Below are 21,730 nucleotides of genomic sequence, written 5' to 3'. Positions count from 1 at the left end.
CCAAGGGTAGCGTTATGTTCCAACAAACTCCTTCTCCGACCCCGGGCGCGGGTGGCACCACCAACGCCGAAGCCATGAAGTCGATGGGCTTCGACCACCTTATCCACAACTTTGACTTCCTTGGCTGGATCGTCTTCGTTGTGCTGACGGTGATGTCGTTCGCCTCCTGGTACTTCATCATCGCCAACGCGATCCGCAACGCCATGGTTCGCGGCCGCGCTGACAAAGTCATCAACGGTTTCTGGGCCAATGGTTCGACCCAGGACGCCATCCGTGAGCTGGAAGCCCAGCCCAAGGGTGAACCGTTCTCCAAGATCGCCCTGGACGCCGCTTCCGCGGTGGCCCATCACCAGCAGGCTTCGGCCGGCGGCGGCCGTCTGGCTGAGTCGCTGAGCCGTTCGGAGTTCATCGACCGCGCCCTGCGTCAGGCCGTGGCTCGCGAGAGCCTGCGTCTGGAAGGCGGCTTGACCCTGCTCGCCACCGTCGGTTCCTCGGCACCGTTCATCGGTCTGCTCGGTACCGTGTGGGGCATCTACCACGCCCTGATCTCGATCTCGGCTTCTGGTAATGCATCGATGGAAGCAGTGGCAGGTCCGGTGGGTGAAGCTCTGATCATGACCGCGTTCGGTCTGTTCACCGCTATCCCGGCCGTGCTCGCCTACAACTTCTTCAACCGTTCGAATCGCCTGACCTACGCTCAGTTCGACGAGTTCGCGCACGACCTGCACGACTTCTTCGCCACCGGCGCACGCGTCGAAGGCAAGTGAGGGATTGACCCATGGCAATGAGCACCGGAGGCAATGCCGGCGGTCCGATGTCGGAGATCAACGTCACGCCACTCGTTGACGTGATGCTGGTGCTGCTGATCATCTTCATGATCACGGCTCCGCTGATGTCCCATCGAATCACGGTCGCACTGCCGACTGCCAATCCGAAAGTCGCGGATTCGGAGCCGGTGGAGCCCATGGATCTGGCCGTGAAGGCGGATGGCACGATGTACCTCAGTGACGTCGAAGTCACCGAGGCTGAACTGAAGGCCCAGTTTGCGGTTGCGGCGGCGAAAGCCCCGCAGCCGGAACTCCAGATTCGCGCGGACAAGACCACGGAATACAAGATCGTGAAGAAGGTCCTCGGCGACGCCAAGGATCAAGGCATGGTCCATGTCGGTTTCATCACGACCGGCAAGGAGTAACAGTCATGGCATTCAGTTCTGGAAGTGGCAAGGGCCCGATGGCTGACATCAACGTCACGCCGCTGGTCGACGTGATGTTGGTGCTGCTGATCATTTTCATGATCACGGCTCCGATGCTTACCCATAAGGTGAAGATCGATCTTCCGCAGCCGAACCCGAATGTGGTTCAGCCGGAAAATCCGCCGGATCCGATCCGTTTGAAGATCGACCAGTCGGGTGCGTTGTACTGGAACGATACGCCGGTCGACGAACTGGGCCTCAAGGCGCAGATCGCGGTGATCGCTTCGCAGAGCAACCAGCCTGAGCTGCAGATCAATGCGGACGATGGTGTGGCTTACGAACATGTGGCCCGCGTGTTGGCCGATGCGAAGAGCTACGGTCTGACCAAGATTGGTTTTACCGAAGGTCAGTGATTCCGCGAGGAATCACCGTAACACTACCCGGAGAACCCCCGCCTTGTGCGGGGGTTTTCTTTTGGCTTAGTGCCAGCGGTGCCGAGCGTCATTTAGACGTCTAGACGTCTGTAGTGGTGGCATGTTCAGCGCAAAATCTGCAGATATTTCCGCACGGTCGTCGACAGCCCTTCGTACAGCGCCTCGCCTATCAGCGCGTGCCCGATGGACACTTCGGCGAGACCGGGGATGGCGGCCTTGAACGTGCCCAGATTCGCCTGACTTAGATCGTGGCCGGCGTTCACGGCGAGTCCCGCATGTTGTGCGCGGCGGGCGGTGTCGGCGCAACGTTCGAGTTCTTCATGTACGTTGCCCTCGGCGAACGCGTGCGCGTAAGGGCCGGTATAGATCTCGATGCGCTGCACGCCAATGGCTACGGCCGCCTCGAAACCGGTGGCGCCGGAGTCGACGAACAGACTCACGCGGCAACCGATATCGCGCAACTCAGCGACGATCGGGCGCAGCGTGTCGATATCGCGCTCCAGATCGAAACCATGGTCCGAGGTTATCTGGCCGTCGCTGTCGGGCACCAGGGTGACCTGTGCCGGGCGTACCTCGCGAGCGAGGGCGATCAATCCCGGATAGCTGCCCCGGGCGCCAGCAAAAGGATTCCCTTCGATGTTGTACTCGACGCGGCCACGAAGCGTGGTTGCGAGGTTGCGAACGTCATCGGGTCGTACATGACGCTGGTCAGGTCGCGGGTGCACGGTAATGCCGCCGCATCCAGCATCGATGCAGGTATGCGCGGCGCGCGTGATATCGGGTTCAGTGTCGCCGCGTGAATTGCGCAGGACGGCGATCTTGTTGAGGTTGACGCTGAGCAGGGTCATGGATGAGACGGTACGTGTAGACAAGCCAATCGAGGGACCGCGTTATCGGCGGGCTGCAAACAGTGCGCCGATCAGCGTTTATCGGCAAGTGTCCACAGCCTGATGCGGCGCGGCTCGCCGTGCCATGCGAGTGAGCCCACGTGATGATCGTCGAGGGCGAGCCGGTGCAACTGCCATTGATCCGCTTCGTGGCCTTCGAGACGCCCCAGTACGGGCGCCTCCGGCGAACCGCTGATGCTTAGCCGGTGAAGGCCAAAGGCCAGGCCACGGCCGAGCGCTTTAAGCACGGCTTCCTTGGCGGTCCATAATTCGAGGAAGGCGCGGTCGCGTTGCTCGTCGGGCAGGGCTTCCAGGCCAGCCGCCTCCTCCGGGCTGAAATAGCGTCGCGCGATGGGCAAGGCGCGTGGATGCGCGCGAAGTCGCTCCAGGTCGACGCCTGGAACAATGCCCCGGGCGATCGCGATCAGGGCCTGATCGTTGCTGTGCGACCAATTGAAGGCGAAGGCGTTGGCGTGATGTGCGAGGGCGAGGAGTGGCCGGCCGTGGTCCGATTCCTCCAGCCGAATGGCCTCCGCCGGCAGCCCCAGATACGCGCCCAGCATGGCGAGCAGCGGCGCCCGCCCCTGATGGTGATCGTAGGCAAGCCGCCATACGTGTATCTCGTCATCACCCAGCCGCTCTGCTACTTTCGTTGGCGTCTGGCTGTGCGTCGTCATCATTCGTCCATGGTGCCGGGTGTGTGGTGATACTTACAAGCATGCGGCCGCGCGTTGCCGCCACGTGCCTTGGACCTTTCGCCATGGCAGGGATGCCTTCATCACGGAGTACCGAGCTTGATCGCCGGCTGGGTGTTGCTACTGGTTTCGTTGCTCTACTTAGGCCTGCTCTTCGTAGTGGCCTATGCCGGCGACCGACGGCCACTGTATCCCCGCCAGCCTCGATTGAGACCCGTGGTTTACAGCCTCGCACTGGCCGTGTACTGCTCCTCGTGGACGTTCTTCGGTGCGGTCGGTACGGCGGCGCGCGAGGGCCTGAACTACCTACCGATCTACCTGGGCCCCATCCTGCTGTTCGTCTTTGGCTTCGGACTGTTGCGCCGCCTGGTGCTGGTGGCGCGCCAGCGCAATATCACGTCGATCGCCGACTTCATCGGCGCGCGTTTTGGCAAGTCGCATGGCTTGGCAGCTCTCGTCGCCATCATCGCCGTGATCGCCGTGGTGCCTTACCTTGCGCTGCAGTTCAAGGCGGTGGCGATGTCCTATGCCGTGCTTGGTGGGCCAGGCGTGCCACAGTTCGGCGACAGTGCGTTGTGGTGCGCCATCCTGTTGGCGACGTTTGCGATCCTGTTCGGCACGCGCACCATCGACGCCACCGAGCATCATCACGGCATGATGCTGGCGATTGCCGTGGAATCGCTGATCAAGCTGATCGTCTTCATCGCGCTGGCGTGTTATGCGCTGTGGCGCGGGCCTGGACTGCAGGCCACCATGCAATTGCCACTGCAGGCGTTCTCCGAGGGTGTGTCGCCAGGCTTTCTCGCACAGACGCTGCTGGCGTTCTGCGCCATGTTCTGTCTCCCCCGGCAGTTCCAGATCGGCGTGGTGGAATGCGAAGACCCGCGCGACCTGACCCGGGCGCGCTGGTTGTTTCCCATCTACATGGCGATCGTCTGCCTTGCGGTGCTGCCCATTCTCGCTGCAGGCCTGCATCTGCCGCAGGTGCAAATGGGACTGAAGGATGCGTGGGTATTGAACCTGCCGATCGCGCACGGCGACCGCGGCATGGCGCTGCTGGCTTTCCTGGGTGGATTCTCGGCAGCCACCGGCATGGTCATCGTGTCGTGCGTGGCGCTATCGACCATGATCAGCAATGACCTGATCATGCCGATGTTGCTGCGCATCCATCGCTTCAAGCTCGACCAGCGGTCGGATCTGTCACAGCTCGTCCTTCTCGTGCGTCGCATCGCGATCATCGCGTTGGCCGCGATGGCCTATGTGTATTACCGCGTCGTGGCCGATACGACCAATCTTGCCGCTACCGGTCTGTTGGCGTTTGCGGCGGTGGCGCAATTTGCGCCGGCGATCGTGGCGGCGTTGTATTGGCGCAGCGCGAGTCGCAAAGGCGTTGCGGTGGGTCTAGCTGCGGGCTTTCTGGTTTGGGTCTACACCTTGTTGATACCAGCAATGGAGCGCACGGCGCCGTGGCTGGAGACGGGCCCCTTGGGCCTCAGCTGGTTGCAGCCGCAGGCCTTGTTCCACCTGAGCGGTTGGGACCCGGTCATGCACGGTACGTTCTGGTCGCTGCTGCTCAACGTGGCCTGCCTGATCTTCGTCTCGCTGCGTTTTCGCCCCAGCCTGGAAGAGCGCCTGCACGCGGCGATGTTTGTCGATCCCTACGCCATCGATAGCCGTGGTGCCGGTGATTGGCGCGGTCGGGTGGCGGTTGGCGATCTGCGCACGATCGCCGAGCGCATTGTTGGCGAACGCAGTAGCCAGCGTGCCTTCGAGGAGTACGCGGAACGCCGCGGCCGTCCGCTGCAACCGGGCGAAGCCGCCGATCGCGCGTTGATCCAGTACACCGAACGCCTCCTCGCATCGGCCGTCGGTGCGGCGAGCGCGCGTCGCATCCTGATGGGCGCGTTATCCGGCTCGGGCCTGGATATCGCTGAGGCGATGGCGTTGATGGATGAAGCATCGCAAGAGCTTCGCTTCAATCGCGAGCTACTTTCCACGACGTTGGAAAACGTGTCCCAGGGCATCAGCGTGGTTGACGTCGGCATGCGCCTGGTGGCGTGGAACCGCCGCTACCTGGAACTTTTCGACTATCCCGATGGCATGGTCTACGTCGGCGTGCCGGTGGCCGACCTGATCCACTGGAACGCCGAGCATGGTGAATGCGGCCCGGGCGAAGTCGAAGCGCATGTCGCCAAACGCATCGGCCATATGCATGCTGGTTCACCCCATTTGTTCCAGCGTGTTCGTCCGGACGGTACCGTGATCGAGATGCGTGGCCGCGCGCTGCCGGGAGGAGGCTATGTCACGACGTATACCGATGTCACCGCCTACGCACACGCGGAGCAGGCGTTGATCGAAGCGAATGAAACGCTGGAGCAACGCGTGGAGCAACGTACCGCGGAATTGAGCGAGGCGCTTTCCGCGACAGCCCATGCACGCCGCGAAGCGGAAACGGCCAATGCCTCGAAGACACGCTTTCTCGCCGCCGCGAGCCACGACCTGTTGCAGCCCCTCAATGCTGCGCGATTGTTCACTTCTGCCCTGCGCCAGCATCCCGGACTGGACGCCGAGGCTGGACAACTGGCCGAACGCATCGATGCATCCTTTCGTGCCGCGGAGGACTTGCTTGATGCGTTGCTGGACACGTCGCGCCTCGATGCGGGAAGTTATCGCGCCGACATCGGCAACTTCGCCCTGGCCGATGTGTTTGACTCGCTGAAAGAGCAGTTTGCCGTCATCGCGGAACAACGCGGTTTGCGCTTCCGCGTCGCGCCGACGCGCCTGGCCGTGCGTAGTGATCCGCAATTGCTGCGCCGCATTCTGCAGAACTTCATTTCCAACGCATTGCGCTATACGCGTGAGGGAGGCGTTCTGCTCGGCGCCCGTCGTATCGGCCATGAGGTACGCATCGAGGTGTGGGATACCGGACCGGGTATTGCACCGGGCCAACGCGCGCGCATTTTCGGTGAATTCCAGCGGCTGGATCGACCCTCGCCATGGGGTGAGAAAGGCTTGGGCCTGGGCTTGTCGATCTGCGATCGCATCGCTGGCATTCTCGACCATCGACTCGAGCTGGATTCGCGTGAGGGTAACGGCAGCCGTTTTGCCGTTCGCGTGCCGCGCGTAGAGGCAAGCGTGCCGCGACGGCGCACGGTCGTGCATCAGATATCCAGCGAACAATTGCCGTTGACCGTGCTGTGCCTGGACAACGACGCGTCGATCCTCGATGGTATGCGTGCACTGCTGCAGCGCTGGGGTGTCGACTGCCGCACGGCACTCGATGTGGCGCAGGCGGAACAGGAGTTGCGACGTGGCCGCATCGATCTGGTCCTGGCCGACTACCACCTGAGCGACGATATGGATGGCCTGCAGGCCCTGCAGCATCTGCATGCCACCCTTGGTGAATTGCCGCCGGTGGCGATGATTACGGCCGATGGCAGCAGCGAGTTGAAACAACGTGCCCGCGCACTTGGCTATCCGTTGCTGCACAAGCCCGTGCGCCCCGCTGCCTTGCGCGCGCTGCTGACTGCCCTGGTACGCCGGCAGACTCCGGCCTAGCTCTTTCTTACGCTCCCGCCCTGCAGCGGAGGGCGGGGGAGAGCTGCCGCTCGCCAGCGCAGGTCATCACCCCCTCTCAGCCTCCCTCTGCAAGCAGCGAAAGTAGCCAAGAGCCTAGCCCTCTTCGTCCTCGGGCATCGGCGGCATGGTCTCCTGATCCAGCGCGAGATGACTGGCGGCCAGCGCGACCTGGGTGCGGTTGTTGACGCCCAGCTTGCGCATGATCGAGGTCATGTGGGCTTTCACGGTGGCTTCGGAGACGCCCAGGTCGTAAGCGATCTGCTTGTTGAGTTGACCCTCGGCGATCATCGTGAGCACTCGGAATTGCTGCGGTGTCAGCGTGGCGACCCGTTCGGCGACCGCGGCTTCATCGGGCTTCAGTTCCGCGCCACCGCCGAGCAACTGAGGCGGCAACCAGACATCGCCATCGAGCACTTTGCGGATGGCGGTGATGATGTCCTCGCCGGCCGTCGACTTGGGGATATACGCTGATGCGCCATGCGCCACCGCGCGTCGCGCCACCGAAGCGTCCTCATGGCCGGATACCACGATCGTCGGCAAACCAGGAAACTGCCCCCGGATATGCACCAGCGCGGAATAACCGCGTGCGCCAGGCATATGCAGATCCAGCAAGAGCAATTCAGCGTCAGGGAATTGGTCGATCAGGCCGAGCAGGTTGTACACGCTGTCGGCGCTGTGCACCCGTGCATCAGGCACGGCGGCAAGCACCGCGCGTTGCAGCGCGTCGCGGAACAGCGGATGGTCGTCGGCGATCAGTACGTCAGGCATGACCCGTTGGTGTCTTTGCAGGAGCGCATCCTGTGCGCGATTGGCATGGCGGCGAGACCGCTTCGTGGGCGCTCGCGTACGGGCTGAGCTCCTACATCATGAATCATTTGATCAAGCGCTCCTCGACCAGGCTCTTCACCACGCCAGGATCGGCCAGCGTGGAGATGTCGCCGAGCTGATCGGGCAGGTTCTCGCCGATCTTGCGCAGGATGCGGCGCATGATTTTCCCGGAGCGCGTCTTCGGCAGGCTCGGCGCCCACTGCAGATAATCCGGCGTGGCGATCGGGCCAATCTCCTTGCGCACCCAGGCGATGAGTTCCTTGCGCAGCTCGTCCGTGCCGGTCTCGCCAGCGATCAGCGTGACATACGCATAGATGCCCTGGCCCTTGATCTCGTGTGGACAACCCACCACGGCCGCTTCGGCCACCTTGGGATGCGACACGAGGGCGCTTTCCACTTCGGCGGTGCCGATGCGGTGGCCGCTCACGTTGATGACGTCATCAACGCGGCCGGTGATCCAGTAGTAGCCGTCTTCGTCGCGGCGCACACCGTCGCCGGTGAAATAGTTGCCTGGATAGGCGCTGAAATAGGTGTCGATGAAGCGCTGGTGATCGCCATAGACCGTACGCATCTGGCCCGGCCAGGAATCGGTGATGACCAGGTTGCCTTCCGTGGCGCCCTTGAGCACGTTGCCGCCGGCGTCGACCACGGCCGGGACGATGCCGAAGAACGGCAAGGTGGCCGAACCCGGCTTGGCGTCGATGGCGCCCGGCAGCGGCGTAATCAGGATGCCGCCGGTTTCGGTCTGCCACCAGGTATCCACGATCGGGCAACGCTCGTCGCCAACCACGCGGTAGTACCACTCCCAGGCTTCCGGGTTGATCGGTTCGCCCACCGAGCCGAGTACACGCAGCGACGCGCGCGAAGCCTTTTTCACCGGCGCTTCGCCTTCTCGCATCAGTGCGCGGATCGCGGTGGGCGCGGTGTAGAACAAGGTGACCTTGTGCTTGTCCACCACGTTCCAGAAGCGGCTGGTATCGGGGTAGTTCGGCACGCCGTCGAACATCAGCGTGGTCGCGCCGTTGGCCAGCGGCCCATACACCACGTAGCTGTGTCCGGTGACCCAGCCTACGTCGGCGGTGCACCAGTACACGTCGTCTTCACGCAGGTCGAACACCAGTTCGTGGGTATAGCTGGCAAATACCAGGTAGCCGCCCGAGGTGTGCAGCACGCCCTTCGGTTTGCCGGTGGAACCGGAGGTATAAAGGATGAACAGCGGGTGCTCGGCATCGACCGGCGCGGGCGGGCAGTCGGCGGACTGACCCTCCATCAGCGTGTGGTAATAGCGGTCACGCGGCGACTGCATCGGCACGGCAGAGCCGGTGCGGCGGACCACGATGACGGTTTCCACGCTGTTGGTGCCGGGTCGCTCCAGCGCCGCGTCGACGTTGGTCTTGAGCGGAATATGCTTGCCGCCGCGCAAGCCTTCATCAGCGGTGACCACCACCTTGGCGGTGGAGTCAGCGATCCGCCCGGCCAGTGAATCGGGCGAGAAACCGCCAAAGACCACCGAGTGGATGGCGCCGATGCGCGCACAGGCCAGCATGGCCACCGCGGCTTCCGGGATCATCGGCAGATAGATGGCTACACGATCGCCCTTGGTAACGCCAAGGTGCTTGAGCGTGTTGGCGAACTTGCACACTTCTTCATGCAACTGGCGGTAGCTGATGTGGCGCGATTCGTTCGGGTCGTCACCTTCGAAGATGATGGCGGTCTTGTCGCCGCGCTCGGCCAGGTGACGGTCGAGGCAGTTGGCGGATACGTTGAGCTCGCCGTCCTCATACCAGCGGATATGCAGGTTGTTCGGGTCGTAGGAGACGTTCTTGATCCGGGTGGGTGCCTTGCTCCACGCCAGCCGCTGACCCACCTTGCCCCAGAAGCCCTCTGGATCGCGGATGGATTCGTCGTACATCCGTTCGTAATCCTCCTTGCGAATCCGCGCCTTGGCGGCGAAATCGGGCTTGACGGGGTAGAGCTTGGTCATCGTGAGGCTCCTGCGGCCGGCGCTACCGGCTGCCATGTCGGTGGGGGACCGCTGCAGCAACCTTGCCGGCGGTGGCGGTCGAGTGTAGCCGTTGCCCAGTGATCCGGATGTTGCTGCCGCATGTCGACTTTGGTCGAGTTTCGACCAATGGGGAATAGGCGTCCGCGATGCAGCATGGACATGCTCGGCTGGTCATCGACCTGGGGAGGCACGCCATGACATCACCGACCACCGTACGCCGCAGCCGGATACTCGCGCTGAGCATTGCCTGCGCGCTGGGCTTACCGCTAGGGGTACATGCGCAAAGCACCAGTCACGAGAAGCAGCTTGAACAGCGGGTCAACCAGTTGGAGAAGGAACTGGCCGAACTCAAGGCCATGATCCAGGAGCAGAAGGCGGCGACCACGCAGGCCACGCAGACGGCCCAGGCGGCACAGGCCACGGCCGAGCAGGCCAACACCACCGCGACCAAGGTCGCGGCGGCACCCGCCGAGAAGCCGCAATTCACCACCGCGCCAGGCCTCTCGGTGGCCTTGCATGGTTTCATCAACGCGACGACGTTTGGGCAGGACAAGACCTTCATCAACTATGGCAACGGCCAGAACGCCATGATTCCGGCCCCGCAAACACCTGCCAACAAGGCGCTTGGCTATAACGGATCGCTCAGTGGCGTGGACGTGCGCAACACGCGCTTCTGGCTCGACTTCACCGGCGCCAAGTTCAATGAAAACTGGAACGGCAGCGGCCGCCTGGAAATGGACTTCTTCGGTGGCTTCAACGGCACCGGTGCCTATTCCCAGCAGCAGCCGGTACCGCGGCTGCGCCAAGCGTATATGGATATCAGCAATCCGAGCATCGGCAGCACCGTCCGCATCGGCCAGATGTGGGACCTGCTGTTCCCCTTGGAAAACACCCCCACGTCGTTGTCGCATATCGCCTTTCCGCTCGGTTACGGCGCCGGCATCATCGGCTGGCGTTATCCCGGAGCGATCTGGATGCAGGATCTCAACCACGGCACCACCGGCGTGAAGTGGCGCGTTGACCTGGCCGTGTTGGAGGGCAACTGGAACGGTCCACAGCCGCCGGCGCCGGCCGCGGCCAACAACAACATCAACTACCTGACCGCAGGCAACGCGAACTTCAGGCCACAGGTGGAAGCACGCCTGCATGCGCAGGGCAGCAACTGGCTCGGCTACTTTACGGCGCACTACTCCGAAATCGACCTGAGGGGCGTCGGCAACACCGTCGAGCATCCCATCAGGGACAGCCTCAATAGCATTGCCTATGAATTGGGCGGCCAATGGAAGCCCGATGTGTGGACCCTCAAGGGGCTGGTTTATACCGGCCGGGCATTGGGCCAGTTGTTTGGCGCCATGTCGCAGTTCGGCGACATCAAGGAAACGGGCGGCTTTGTGCAGGTGGGCTACAACTTCACTCCGAAGTGGAGCGTCAACGGCTTCTACGCGGCGGCCCGGCCAGACCAGGACGATGTCGTCCGCTGGACCACCACCAGCCACACCGCCGGCCAGGCCCTGCTAAGGAACGACCAGTCTGCACTGAGTCTGCAGTACGCCTCGGGCAACTACGAGCTCGGCGTCGAGTGGATCTACGACACCGTGCGCTATCAGCTGGGCTCGGAAGGCGCGCGCAAGAATACCAGCGGCAATCAGGTCAGCCTGAGTGCCTTGTATCGCTTCTGATCACCATGGCAGCGGCGCAGGACCTGCCGCTGCCTTTTCAACCGGGAAGCGGCCGTGGAACGAGCCTCGACCCCGCAACGGCGAGAGAGACCCAGGGTGGCCAGGCCGCCCGAGCCACTTGCAGCCTGACATTTGATCTACCTTTTCGACCGGGCAGTTCACACGAGGGGAAACAGCATGGCAACGACTGCATACGATGCGCCGGGGGCGCTCAACACCGGTCACCGACGAGTGATCCTGGCGTCAAGCCTGGGCACGGTGTTCGAATGGTATGACTTCTATCTTTATGGATCGCTCGCCGCGCTGATTGGCAAGCATTTCTTCACCGGCCTCAACGAGACGAGCCAGTTCATCTTTGCGCTGCTCGCGTTCGCCGCCGGTTTCGCGGTGCGCCCGTTCGGCGCCATCGTGTTCGGTCGCCTCGGCGACATGATCGGACGCAAACACACCTTCCTCATCACCATCATCATCATGGGTTCGTCGACGTTTCTTGTCGGCGCATTGCCCGGTTACAACACGATCGGCGTTGCCGCTCCGGTCATCCTGATTGCACTGCGCCTGTTGCAAGGCCTTGCACTCGGTGGCGAGTACGGTGGCGCCGCTACGTATGTCGCCGAGCATGCGCCACAGGGCAAGCGCGGCCTCTACACGAGTTTTATCCAGATCACCGCAACCTTCGGACTGTTCCTGTCGTTGCTGGTGATCCTGGGTACGCGTCTTGGCCTGGGCACAGAGACGTTTGATAGCGTGGGCTGGCGCATCCCGTTCCTGCTCTCGGCGATCTTGCTGATTGTGTCGGTGTATATCCGACTGCAGTTGGCCGAATCGCCGGTGTTCCAGCAGATGAAGGCCGAGGGCAAGCACTCCAAGGCGCCGCTGACGGAAGCGTTTGGACAATGGAAGAATTTGAAGCTGGTGATCCTGGCCTTGCTCGGCGCCACGGCGGGCCAGGCGGTGGTTTGGTACACAGGCCAGTTCTACGCGCTGTATTTCCTCACCCAGAGCCTGAAGATCGACGGCACCACCGCTAACCTGCTGATCGCCGCGGCACTTGCCATCGGCACGCCGTTCTTCGTGTTCTTCGGCTGGCTGTCCGATCGCATCGGCCGCAAGAGCATCGTCCTGGCGGGCTGCTTGCTGGCGGCGCTGACCTATTTTCCGATCTTCAGGGGCTTGACCCACTTCGGCAATCCGGCGATCGAGCAGGCGGCTGCCACCTCGCCCGTCAAGGTTGTGGCCGATCCCAGGGCATGTCGTTTTCAGTTCGACCCGGTGGGCAAGGCCCGTTTCACCAGCTCGTGCGATGTCGCCAAGAGCGCGCTGGCGAAGCGGGGTATCCCCTATTCGAATGTCGCGGGTGAGCCCGGCAGCGTGGCCGAGGTGAAGATTGGCGATGTCACCCTCAGCTCGTTTGAAGGCGGTGCCTTGGACAACAAGGCTTTTGCCGAACAGAGCAAGGCATTCGGTACACAGCTGGGTGCCGCGCTGAAGGCGGCCGGCTATCCGGAAAAGGCCGATCCATCACAAACCAATAACGGCATGTTGATCGTGTTGCTGGCGATCCTGGTGTTCTACGTCACCATGGTCTACGGACCGATCGCAGCGTGGCTGGTGGAAATGTTCCCCACGCGCATCCGCTACACCTCGATGAGTCTGCCGTATCACATCGGCAACGGCTGGTTCGGCGGCTTTGTGCCCACCATCGGCTTCATGCTGGTGGCATGGAAGGGCGATATCTACTACGGCCTGTGGTATCCGATCATTGTCGCCATCGGCACCTTCTTCATCGGTCTGCTGTTCTTGCGTGAGACCAAGGACGTCGATATCCGCCACTGAGACATCGCGAGGCAAAAGAAAGGCGCGGCGGTTTACCGCCGCGCCTTTTCATTTTCGAGCCTCATGCTCTTTTGAACACACCGATGATGGCCAGCAGGATGATCGCGCCGATCATGGCGTAGACAATGCTGGTGACCAGGGGACTGATCAGCACGAAGCTCACGCCAAGGCGGGGCAATAGCCAACCCGCCAGCAATGCGCCGATGATGCCGACCACGATATTGCCGATCAGACCGAAGCCGAAGCCACGGACGATCAAACCGGCCAGCCAACCGGCAATCGCACCCACGAGTAGGAAAATCAGCAAACCAGTCATCTTGCGCTCCTTCCAGGTTGTGGAGAAACATGGTCAGCCGTGCACTTCAGTATTCGAGCGATGGTGTGGTGGCTTTGTGACGTAGGGGTGATCGGTCCCGCTGTTCATTCAGCTGATGCGTCGTGCACCTGGGCACCGACAACGCTCTAAGATGGCCGCGCCGTGGGGAAGCGGCCTCGAAGGGGAAGGGCATGCCGACCACAGAGCAGGTAACGGGTAAGCGCAAGCGGCACCTTCGTCGCCACTGGCGGCGCATGATCGGATGGACCGCGCTGCTGCTCGATCACCTCAAGCCCGTGCGCGTCTCGCTGCTGGTGCTGGCCATCGCCATCGGGGTGACGTTTGGCGTGGATCAGGCGGCCGAGCTGTTCCTGATCGCGCTGTGGACGGATCCAAGTGGCGCTCGCTACGTAGGCTTGCTGCTCGCCAGCGCGCTGGCTGGCCTTTCCATCTGGTACGCGGGACGCAACGCGTATCGCTTGCGCTACCCACGTTGGCCCGCGTTGCAGGAACGACGCGCCGCGCGACTGCGCGACTGGCTGCCGCGGCTCCTCGGTGCTGCGGTGCCGATTCTTGTATCTCTTGGCTACGTGCTGGCGCTAGTCAGATTGCCGCACGGTCCATGTGGCATCACCGGTCACTGCGAGCAGCGCAGTTGGCGGGCGATCGGCTTGTTGCTTGAGTCCATGGCGATGGTGGTGTTCTTCGTCACGCGTCGTCGTCTGTGGAACGCACTGTCGCGTCGCAAGCCTTCCTTGGTGCCGTTAAGCAGTGATCCATCGCACGAACAGCGTGTGTGGCGTGTGCGCGATCTTGGCGCGGCTCCCTGCACTTTCTTTGTCGTCGTGGTGCTGCTCAACATCATCGCGACCATCGTGATCGCGTTTCGACCGGAAGCGCTGGATGGCATCGGCCCGCTCGCCATCATGCTGATCGCCCAGGCGTTCCTGTGTGCCAGCGGAAGCCTGCTTTGCATGATCGGCGACCGGCGCGGGGTGCCCTTGCTAAGCATGATGTTGTTGTTGAGTGCCTCGCTGCATTGGATGCACCTCAACGACAACCACAAGGTGCGTCAGTACCCTTCCATGAGCACGCACCAGCAACCCACGCCGCCGCCCCCCGAGACGCGCCCGAGCTTCGATGCGTACGCGAATGCATGGCTGGACGATCGATGCGCCAGCCGCACGCCATGCCCGGTCATCCTGGTCTCGGCGGAAGGTGGCGGTATTCGTGGTGCAGCATGGACGGCCATGGTGCTGAGTCGTCTGACTGCCGAAATGGACGCCGACCGGCCATCGAGCCATGGTCCGCTGTTTGCCCGTTATCTGTTTGCCGCCAGCGGCGTTTCGGGAGGCAGCCTTGGCCTGGCTACGTACGTGAGCATGCTTCATCAGCCCGCATCGGGCGGTGCCGCTGCCCTGGTCTCACGTGCGCAAGTGATGCTCGGCCACGACTTTCTCGCACCCACGCTGGCCAATACGTTCTTCGTCGATTTCACGCAACGCTGGCTGCCTGGTGCCTGGTTGAATGATCGCGCCCGCGCGCTGACTCGCGCGTGGGAATCGGCGGCACGCAAGCAAGGCCTGGAATCGTTCGCTCAGCCGTTTAGCATGCTCTACCAAAAGCCGGGTGGCGACGTCTCGGTGTCGTTGCCAGCGCTCTTTCTCAACAGCACCACGGTGGTCGAAGGGCGGCGTTTCGTGCAGCATCCCTTCCAGCCCATAGCCACGCCGGAACGGCAACCGTGGACGGCGGGCCTCGATGGCTCAAGCTGGCTGGATCCGCGCGTGCCACTGAGCGAAGTCGTGCTCAATAGCGCACGCTTCACCTATATCAGCCCGGCAGGAACCTTGGACACAGCCTCTGCCAACCCTCCCGTACCTGACCGCCTCCAGTTGGTCGACGGTGGCTACTTCGAAAATTCCGGCACGACCACCTTGCTGGAACTCATGCGCCTGTTGCGCGCCAAGGCGACGCAGCGCGGGCAGTTGCTGCGCTTCATCGTTATCCATATCAGCAACGACCCGCTGATGAGCGACTTCGTCGATCAACACGATCCGCGACATCCGTTGCCGCTCTATTCCGCAACCTGCCCCTCGGTGCCCGGTCGACTGCGCGACAGCGTGCGCGGCGAAGTGACGGCACCGTTCAACGCGTTGCTTGCCACACGCGGCGCACGGGGCGAATACGCACGCGTGCAGTTGCTACGATCGCTGGATCTGGATGCTGCCGATCCTTCGCACGGCGACATGCTCTGGCATTTTCGCCTCTGCCCCGGCGACTATCCCATTCCGTTGGGCTGGACGATCTCCACGCCCGTCTTCGCCGAGCTCGGCCATCAGCTCGACCAGCATTACCCGCTCGCCGCCATGACCAGAGCGCTCGAACAGCAACTCCCGCCGAACCCGCCCTAGGCAAGGTGTCGCGGTGGTTGAGACGTGGCCGGTGCAGACTTCGTCGATGGACGAGCCCTTTCTCCCTCTCAAGGCCCTGAAGGGTCGCGGCGCCGCTTCCAACCCGGAGGGGCGCTTCGAATCGATTCGCCATCACGCCGAGGACGACGGTTGGCAAAGCCTGTTGCTGGACGAACAGGCGCCTCGCCCGCGCACGGAAGTCACCGAGGAACGTGCGCGCAGCGTCATCACGCGCAACGACTCACCAGACATCCATTTCACCCAGGCGTTGAATCCCTATCGTGGTTGCGAACACGGATGCATCTATTGTTTCGCACGCCCATCGCACAGCTATATCAATCTGTCACCCGGTCTCGATTTCGAAACCAAGCTTCGGGCCAAGAGCAATCTTGCCGAGGTGTTGCGGCTTGAGCTGTCTCGCCCCGGCTATGCTGTCAGCCCCATCAATATTGGCAGCAATACCGATCCGTACCAGCCGATCGAGCGGCGTTGGCGTTTGACGCGTGCCGCGCTGGAGCTACTCGTCGAATGCCATCACCCATGCACCATCGTCACCAAGAACGCCATGGTCGAACGCGACCTGGACATCCTGGTGCCGATGGCACGCGAGCGATTGGTGCAGGTGTTTGTATCGGTCAATTCGCTGGACAATCATCTCGCCGCGAAACTTGAGCCTCGGGCGAGCGCACCGCACCGACGCATCAAGGCCATTCGCACACTTGCCGAAGCCGGCGTGCCGGTGGGCGTGCTGGTGGCGCCAATCATTCCCGCACTAAACGACAGCGATATGGAAGCGGTGTTGGAGCAGGCAGCAGATGCCGGTGCACGCTGCGCCGGCTACACCACCTTGCGCCTGCCGTATGAATTGAAAGCGCTATTCCGTGAATGGCTGGCCTTGCATGCGCCCCAGCGCGCTGCGCATGTGATGAGTCTGGTGCAGCAAATGCATGGCGGCCGAGACTACGACAGCGATTTCACCACGCGCATGCGCGGACAAGGCGTATTCGCCGAACTCATTCGCCGTCGCTTCGATGTGGCGTGTCGCAAGCACGGCTTCGGCCGCGCGCGTGAGTTATGGCTGGACACCACGCGTTTTATGCCACCGCGCAAACAGTCGCCGCAGGGCGAGCTATTTTGAGGCTGACCAGCGGTATGGGCCGCACCGTTGCTCCCGTGGTGGCGTGTAAAGCTTTGGTGTATGGGCTTTACACATAGATCTATTGCGCGAAAATGGGGGGTGCCCAGACTGTCCGGAGTCGCTCTTGGCGACCTACCGGAGATACCCCATGAAGACTCGAACCTTGTTGTTTACCCTCGCCGGCGTGTGCTGCGCCAGCGCAGGTCTGGTGCAGGCGGCGCCGTTGTCGTATGACATGGCTGCCATGACCCAGGAAGCCCCGGCCGCCACGCCGGTGGCCGCACCGAAATTGCAGGCGGCCATGCGTTCGCTATGGCATGGCCATGTGGTGCACACGCGCGAATACGCCATGGCCGTACATGCGCACGATGCGGCCAAAGCGAAGGCGGCCGCGGACGCTGTCGTCGCCAACGCCAAACAGATTGCCGATGCGGTGGCTGGCTTCTATGGCAAGCCAGCGGGCGATCAGACCCTGCAATTGCTCGCCGGCCACTGGGGTGGCGTGAAGGCACTGACGGACGCAAGCGCTGCCAACGACAGCGCGGCCGAACAAAAGGCCATGGTCGATCTCAATGCCAATGTCACCGCCATTGCCAAGTTCTTTTCCAGCGCGAATCCCAACTTGCCAGAGAACGCCGTACAAAGCCTGTTTGCCGCGCACGTGGCGCATCACGCCAGCCAGATCCAGCAAATCATGAGTGGCAACGGCAAGGACGAGCAGGCCACCTGGACCGCGATGCAGGTGCACATGAACGCCATTGCCGATGCGTTGGCCGGCGGTATCGCCAAGCAGTTTCCGGACAAGGCGAGCTGAGCGATGGCTGCGCTCGGTCAACTCGGGGCCACCCAGCAGCGCCTTTTACGGCAACTGCTGTTGGCCAGCGCGGGCGGTACGGTGGAGACGTTATGCGCGCAGTTGGGTATCAGCCATAACGCCGTGCGCCAGCACCTGAGCGCCTTGATCGCACGCGGCTACGTGGAACGGACACAGTCACGCCCAAGCGGAGGCCGACCGTTGGCCTGCTACCGTCTCACCGAGGCGGGGCAGGCCTTGTTTCCGCGCAACTACGGCACCATCGCCACCGCCTTGCTGACGCAACTGAGCGCCCGTTTCGGCGCCACCGAGGTCGAGCATCTCTTGCGCGATCTCGGCCATGGCCTCGGCAGTCGTGAGGTGGCACCGGCTGCGGCCACACCCGTGGTGGAGGTCGTACAGGGTCTGGCCCAGAAGCTTGACGCCATGGGTTACGAAGCGATCGCCGCACGGCATGGCGAGGAGTGGCAGGTCGAGGCCTTCAACTGCGTCTTCCACGCGCTCGCCCAGCAGCATCCGCAGGTGTGCAAGTTCGACCTGGCCTTCATGGAAGCCGCCAGCGGGCGCCGTATCCATCACATGGAATGCATCGTGCGCGGCGGACATGCGTGCCGCTTCCGCGTCGGCGCGCTGCTGTCATCGGAGGAGCCACAGGACGACCCCAAGATCTAACCGCGAGCCGAACTAAAAGGCCGCCGATGAATCCATCGGCGGCCCAGGGTCGCGGTGGATGGAACGAAGGCGTTTAGCCGGCTGGCGGCAAATACCTTTCAAACCACATCAACGCACGCTGCAGCACATCACGCTGATGGTCGGGATCGACGAAGTGATGGCCTTCGTTCGGATACACCACCAGCGAAGTCGGCACGCCTTGCGCGCGCAGCGCATGCCAGTACTCGAATGACTGGGGCGCCGGGCATTCGGCATCGCGATCGCCGACCACGACCAAGGTGGGCGTCTTCACCTGCTTGATGAAGTTGATCGCCGAGCTCTTTGCATAGGCTGCCGGGTCGTCATAAACAGACGCACCGAAGAACGGAACCATCCACTGGTCGATCAGGTTCTGGCCGTAGTAGCTCTGCCAGTTGGCGATGCCGGCACCCGCCACCACGGCGCGGAAGCGCTGGGTCTGGGTGGGGACGAACATGCTCATGAAGCCACCGTAGCTCCAGCCGGTCAGGCCAAGGCGCTTGTCGTCCACCGGCAGTTTCTTTTCGATGGTGTCGATACCAGCGAGGATGTCGCGCAAGTCACCGTGGCCGAAGTCCTTGCGATTGGCCTGCACATAAGCTTCGCCCTGGCCAAAGCTGCCGCGCGGGTTTGGCATGAAGACGAAATAGCCGAGCGAGGAGAACGGTGAGCCGCCGAAGCCCACACTCGGCCAGTGGGGAATCACGGCGCTGGACGGACCGCCGTGCACGGTGACGATCATCGGATACGCCTTCTTGGCGTCGTAATTGGCCGGATACAGCAGCCAACCCTGTACATGGCGACCCTCGTTATCCCACTCCACCGACTCGGCCTTGCCCCAGCCGGGCTTCAGGCCTGCATTGATGGTGGTCACCGCAGCGGGGGCGGTTTCGCCCAGCGTACCCGCGTGAACTTCGGGCGCGTTGGCATAGGAGCTCTGCACAAACGCGACGCGCGTGTGGTCGCCGGACAGGGACAGCGCCATCTCGGCGCTGCCATCGCTGATTTCGGCGGGCAGCGAGAACAACGTGCGATCCAGGCTGGCCTTATCCGCGGTCACCGAGTACTCGGCGACCTGACTCTGGCCATTGCTGACCTGGGCGACGAGCAGTTGCTGTGGACTGTTCCAGGCCAGCCACGACGGCGTGACTTGGATGCCCGGCGTGAGATTGATCGGTTCGCCGCCCTTGGATGGCACCGCATAGATATCACCGCCGGTGGCACCCTGGTCGCTCATCAGGCCGCCGATGAAGGCAATCCGCTCGCCATCGGGTGACCATCGCGGCAGCGCCATCTGCAAGCCGTGCAGCGAACCCGTGACGGTCGATGGATCGAGCACGACTTGAGCGGAAGCACCCGGCTGTGCGTTTTGCACGTAGAGCTTGGCCAGCCACCAGTTGTTGTCGCCCGGCGGCAGCGCAGCCGTGTAGGTAATCCGCTTGCCGTCCGGCGACCAGGCAAATTCGTAGGCATAGGTTTCGGCCGGGGTAAGCAGTTGCACGGCGCCGCCGGTGGCATCGACAGCGGCGACGCGCTGTACTTCCATCCCGTCCACGCCGATCTCACCGGCTGCCGGCTTGGCCGCAAATACTGCGCTGGCGCGGCGCGTGCCATTGGGTACGTAGAGGAAGCCGAGCGTCTTGCCGTCCGCCGACCAGCTCAGGCCTTGCGCCACACCGGTCAGTGCCGCCAGCTTCTTCGGCGCTGCCTTCGACTGGGTGTCGACGAGGAACAGTTCTTTCTGATTGCCGCCGGTGGCGCAATCGGAGAGGAAGGCGAGGTGATGCGAGTCCGGCGCCCAGGCAACATCGCTCTCGCTGCACTTACCGGGTTTTTCGGTACCGATACGATGCGCGCCGCTGCCATCTGCCTTGGCGACTTCAACGCTGTCCTTGCCCTGCGTGCGGACTACCCAGGCCAGCTGGCTACCGTCAGGCGACAGCTGTACGGCTTCGATCTGGCGAACCTTGCCCAGCTCGCCGAGCAGTTTCTCGATGCGCGGATCGACGCTGGCGGACGTGGCGAAGCAGGCAGGTACGAAGGCTGCTGCGACTAAGGGCAGCAACAGGCGAGCAGGGCGGGTCATCACAAAGCCTAATCAGGGCGGAAAGACCGCACGCTATCAGGCCCCACGGTCACTCGCCAACAGGCCCTAGTGAGCGGCGATCGCCGCCGCGGCTGGAGCGACCGCTTGCCGGGACGCTTGCAGCGCCGCGATCTTCGCCTTGATCGTCGGGATCGCCGCCAGCGCCGCGCGCTCGCCTTCGAGGATGGCCTGGTTTTTCTGTTCGAAATCCGCCGCACCGATCTGGCCGACCTTCGGACGGATCACGATGTCGGCGCGCGCCAGCTCCTGCTCGCCGAGTTTCTGGCCCATGATGCTGATCGACTGGCCGACGATATTGATCATGCCGACCGGATTGGTGCCGCTGGCCTTGGTCGAGATATCCACCGCGATCACCACGTCGGCACCGAGCTGGCGCGCCGCGTCGACCGGCACCGGGCTCACTACGCCGCCGTCGACATAGTGCTTGCCGTTGATCTCCACCGGCTCGAACACGCCCGGAATGCTGCTCGACGCTCGTACCGCTTGGCCGGTATTGCCGCGCACGAAGACCGTGCGCTGGCCGGTTTCCAGCTGGGTCGACACCGCCGCAAACGGAATCTTCATCTGATCCAGCGGGCGATTGGCGACCAGCTGATTCACGTAGTCCTGCAGCTTCTGGCCCTGCACCACGCCGCCGGAAAACAACCGCACATCGCGGATGCGGGTTTCATCCAGTGAGAACGCCGTTTCCTGCAGCTGGAACGGATCCATGCCGCTCGCATACAGCGCGCCGACCACGCTGCCGGCACTGGTGCCGGCGACCACGTCGGGATGGATGCCGTTGGCTTCCAGCATCTTGATCACGCCGATATGCGCAAAGCCCTTCGCGGCACCGCCACCCAGCGCCAGGCCGATGCGCAGCTTCGCCGGTGCCGGTGGCACGACGACAACAGGTGGCGGCGTGGGCTTGCTGTTACCGAAGCAGGCGCAAAGCATCGCGCTGGCGAGCAGTGGCAGGAGCGGTCGGAAACGGCGGAAGGAGGGCATGTGGGCGGCAGCTGAGGGTTAGGGTGTCGCCATGCGCGGTTCGCGCGGTGGTGACTGGCGAGCGAGTGTAAGGCCGCCGCGGGGCGCCGCGATGTCGGAACAAGGCGCTTGGTTGGGCAGCGGTCAGGT

Annotated in this window: 17 protein-coding genes; 10 read left to right on the top strand and 7 right to left on the bottom strand. The window is 63.0% G+C overall.

Annotated elements, in window-relative coordinates:
• Nucleotides 1-14 precede the first annotated feature (14 nt).
• The 3 genes from OUZ30_RS19970 to OUZ30_RS19960 are packed head-to-tail and all read left to right on the top strand — an operon-like array spanning nt 15 to nt 1,605.
• Nucleotides 15-767, top strand: coding sequence for a MotA/TolQ/ExbB proton channel family protein (locus OUZ30_RS19970; protein WP_266184219.1), 753 nt, complete (start codon nt 15-17; stop codon nt 765-767).
• 11 nt (nt 768-778) lie between these two features.
• Nucleotides 779-1,192: an ExbD/TolR family protein gene (locus tag OUZ30_RS19965; RefSeq protein WP_266184217.1), complete on the top strand. Its 414-nt coding sequence runs from the start codon at nt 779-781 to the stop codon at nt 1,190-1,192.
• A gap of 5 nt (nt 1,193-1,197) precedes the next feature.
• Nucleotides 1,198-1,605 (top strand): ExbD/TolR family protein, encoded by a 408-nt coding sequence (locus tag OUZ30_RS19960; RefSeq protein WP_131411130.1) that lies wholly within the window; start codon nt 1,198-1,200, stop codon nt 1,603-1,605.
• 125 nt (nt 1,606-1,730) lie between these two features.
• Here OUZ30_RS19960 and OUZ30_RS19955 read toward each other — a convergent pair whose 3' ends face one another.
• Both OUZ30_RS19955 and OUZ30_RS19950 read right to left on the bottom strand, forming a co-directional pair.
• A complete protein-coding gene (locus tag OUZ30_RS19955; RefSeq protein WP_266184216.1) occupies nt 1,731-2,474 on the bottom strand; it encodes a pyridoxine 5'-phosphate synthase in 744 nt (247 codons plus the stop codon).
• Nucleotides 2,475-2,545: 71 nt separating this feature from the next.
• Nucleotides 2,546-3,190 carry a 4'-phosphopantetheinyl transferase family protein gene (locus OUZ30_RS19950; protein WP_266184215.1) on the bottom strand — a complete coding sequence of 215 codons (645 nt, stop codon included), beginning with the start codon at nt 3,188-3,190 and terminating at the stop codon, nt 2,546-2,548.
• Nucleotides 3,191-3,307: 117 nt separating this feature from the next.
• Here OUZ30_RS19950 and OUZ30_RS19945 point away from each other — a divergent pair, with 117 nt between their 5' ends.
• A complete protein-coding gene (locus tag OUZ30_RS19945) occupies nt 3,308-6,766 on the top strand; it encodes a hybrid sensor histidine kinase/response regulator (protein ID WP_266184214.1) in 3,459 nt (1,152 codons plus the stop codon).
• A gap of 114 nt (nt 6,767-6,880) precedes the next feature.
• Here OUZ30_RS19945 and OUZ30_RS19940 read toward each other — a convergent pair whose 3' ends face one another.
• Nucleotides 6,881-7,555 (bottom strand): response regulator transcription factor, encoded by a 675-nt coding sequence (locus OUZ30_RS19940; RefSeq protein ID WP_266184212.1) that lies wholly within the window; start codon nt 7,553-7,555, stop codon nt 6,881-6,883.
• A gap of 103 nt (nt 7,556-7,658) precedes the next feature.
• Nucleotides 7,659-9,599, bottom strand: coding sequence for an acetate--CoA ligase (gene acs / locus OUZ30_RS19935; RefSeq protein WP_266184211.1), 1,941 nt, complete (start codon nt 9,597-9,599; stop codon nt 7,659-7,661).
• Nucleotides 9,600-9,814: 215 nt separating this feature from the next.
• On the opposite strand from acs, the gene OUZ30_RS19930 reads away from it, so the two are divergent.
• Together OUZ30_RS19930 and OUZ30_RS19925 are read left to right on the top strand one after the other, a co-directional pair.
• Nucleotides 9,815-11,299: a hypothetical protein gene (locus OUZ30_RS19930; RefSeq protein ID WP_266184210.1), complete on the top strand. Its 1,485-nt coding sequence runs from the start codon at nt 9,815-9,817 to the stop codon at nt 11,297-11,299.
• Between the two features lie 177 nt (nt 11,300-11,476).
• On the top strand, nt 11,477-13,135 hold the full coding sequence (locus OUZ30_RS19925; RefSeq protein WP_266184209.1) for an MFS transporter: 1,659 nt from the start codon (nt 11,477-11,479) through the stop codon (nt 13,133-13,135).
• A 61-nt stretch (nt 13,136-13,196) separates the two neighbouring features.
• Here the strand turns inward: OUZ30_RS19925 and OUZ30_RS19920 are convergent, their stop codons facing one another.
• The gene (locus OUZ30_RS19920; protein ID WP_266184208.1) at nt 13,197-13,451 is read right to left on the bottom strand and encodes a GlsB/YeaQ/YmgE family stress response membrane protein; all 255 of its coding nucleotides are present in this window, start codon (nt 13,449-13,451) and stop codon (nt 13,197-13,199) included.
• 191 nt (nt 13,452-13,642) lie between these two features.
• Between OUZ30_RS19920 and OUZ30_RS19915 the strand changes: the two genes are divergently transcribed.
• The 4 genes from OUZ30_RS19915 to OUZ30_RS19900 all read left to right on the top strand — a co-directional run bounded on the left by OUZ30_RS19915 (nt 13,643) and on the right by OUZ30_RS19900 (nt 18,489).
• Nucleotides 13,643-15,865, top strand: coding sequence for a hypothetical protein (locus OUZ30_RS19915; RefSeq protein ID WP_266184207.1), 2,223 nt, complete (start codon nt 13,643-13,645; stop codon nt 15,863-15,865).
• Between the two features lie 46 nt (nt 15,866-15,911).
• On the top strand, nt 15,912-17,003 hold the full coding sequence (locus OUZ30_RS19910) for a PA0069 family radical SAM protein (RefSeq protein ID WP_266184232.1): 1,092 nt from the start codon (nt 15,912-15,914) through the stop codon (nt 17,001-17,003).
• A gap of 148 nt (nt 17,004-17,151) precedes the next feature.
• The gene (locus OUZ30_RS19905) at nt 17,152-17,817 is read left to right on the top strand and encodes a hypothetical protein (protein ID WP_266184206.1); all 666 of its coding nucleotides are present in this window, start codon (nt 17,152-17,154) and stop codon (nt 17,815-17,817) included.
• Nucleotides 17,818-17,820: 3 nt separating this feature from the next.
• Entirely contained in the window at nt 17,821-18,489 is a 669-nt protein-coding gene (locus OUZ30_RS19900; protein WP_266184205.1) for a helix-turn-helix transcriptional regulator, read from the top strand.
• Nucleotides 18,490-18,562: 73 nt separating this feature from the next.
• Here OUZ30_RS19900 and OUZ30_RS19895 read toward each other — a convergent pair whose 3' ends face one another.
• Both OUZ30_RS19895 and OUZ30_RS19890 read right to left on the bottom strand, forming a co-directional pair.
• Entirely contained in the window at nt 18,563-20,593 is a 2,031-nt protein-coding gene (locus OUZ30_RS19895; protein WP_266184203.1) for a S9 family peptidase, read from the bottom strand.
• A 66-nt stretch (nt 20,594-20,659) separates the two neighbouring features.
• Complete coding sequence (locus OUZ30_RS19890) at nt 20,660-21,601, bottom strand: patatin-like phospholipase family protein (RefSeq protein WP_266184202.1); 942 nt, start codon at nt 21,599-21,601, stop codon at nt 20,660-20,662.
• Nucleotides 21,602-21,730: the final 129 nt, after the last annotated feature.

The organism is Dyella humicola (assembly GCF_026283945.1).
Taxonomy (GTDB): domain Bacteria; phylum Pseudomonadota; class Gammaproteobacteria; order Xanthomonadales; family Rhodanobacteraceae; genus Dyella; species Dyella humicola.
The sequence above is the reverse complement of the archived record's forward strand: the minus strand, read 5'-3'. Positions and strand labels throughout refer to the sequence as shown.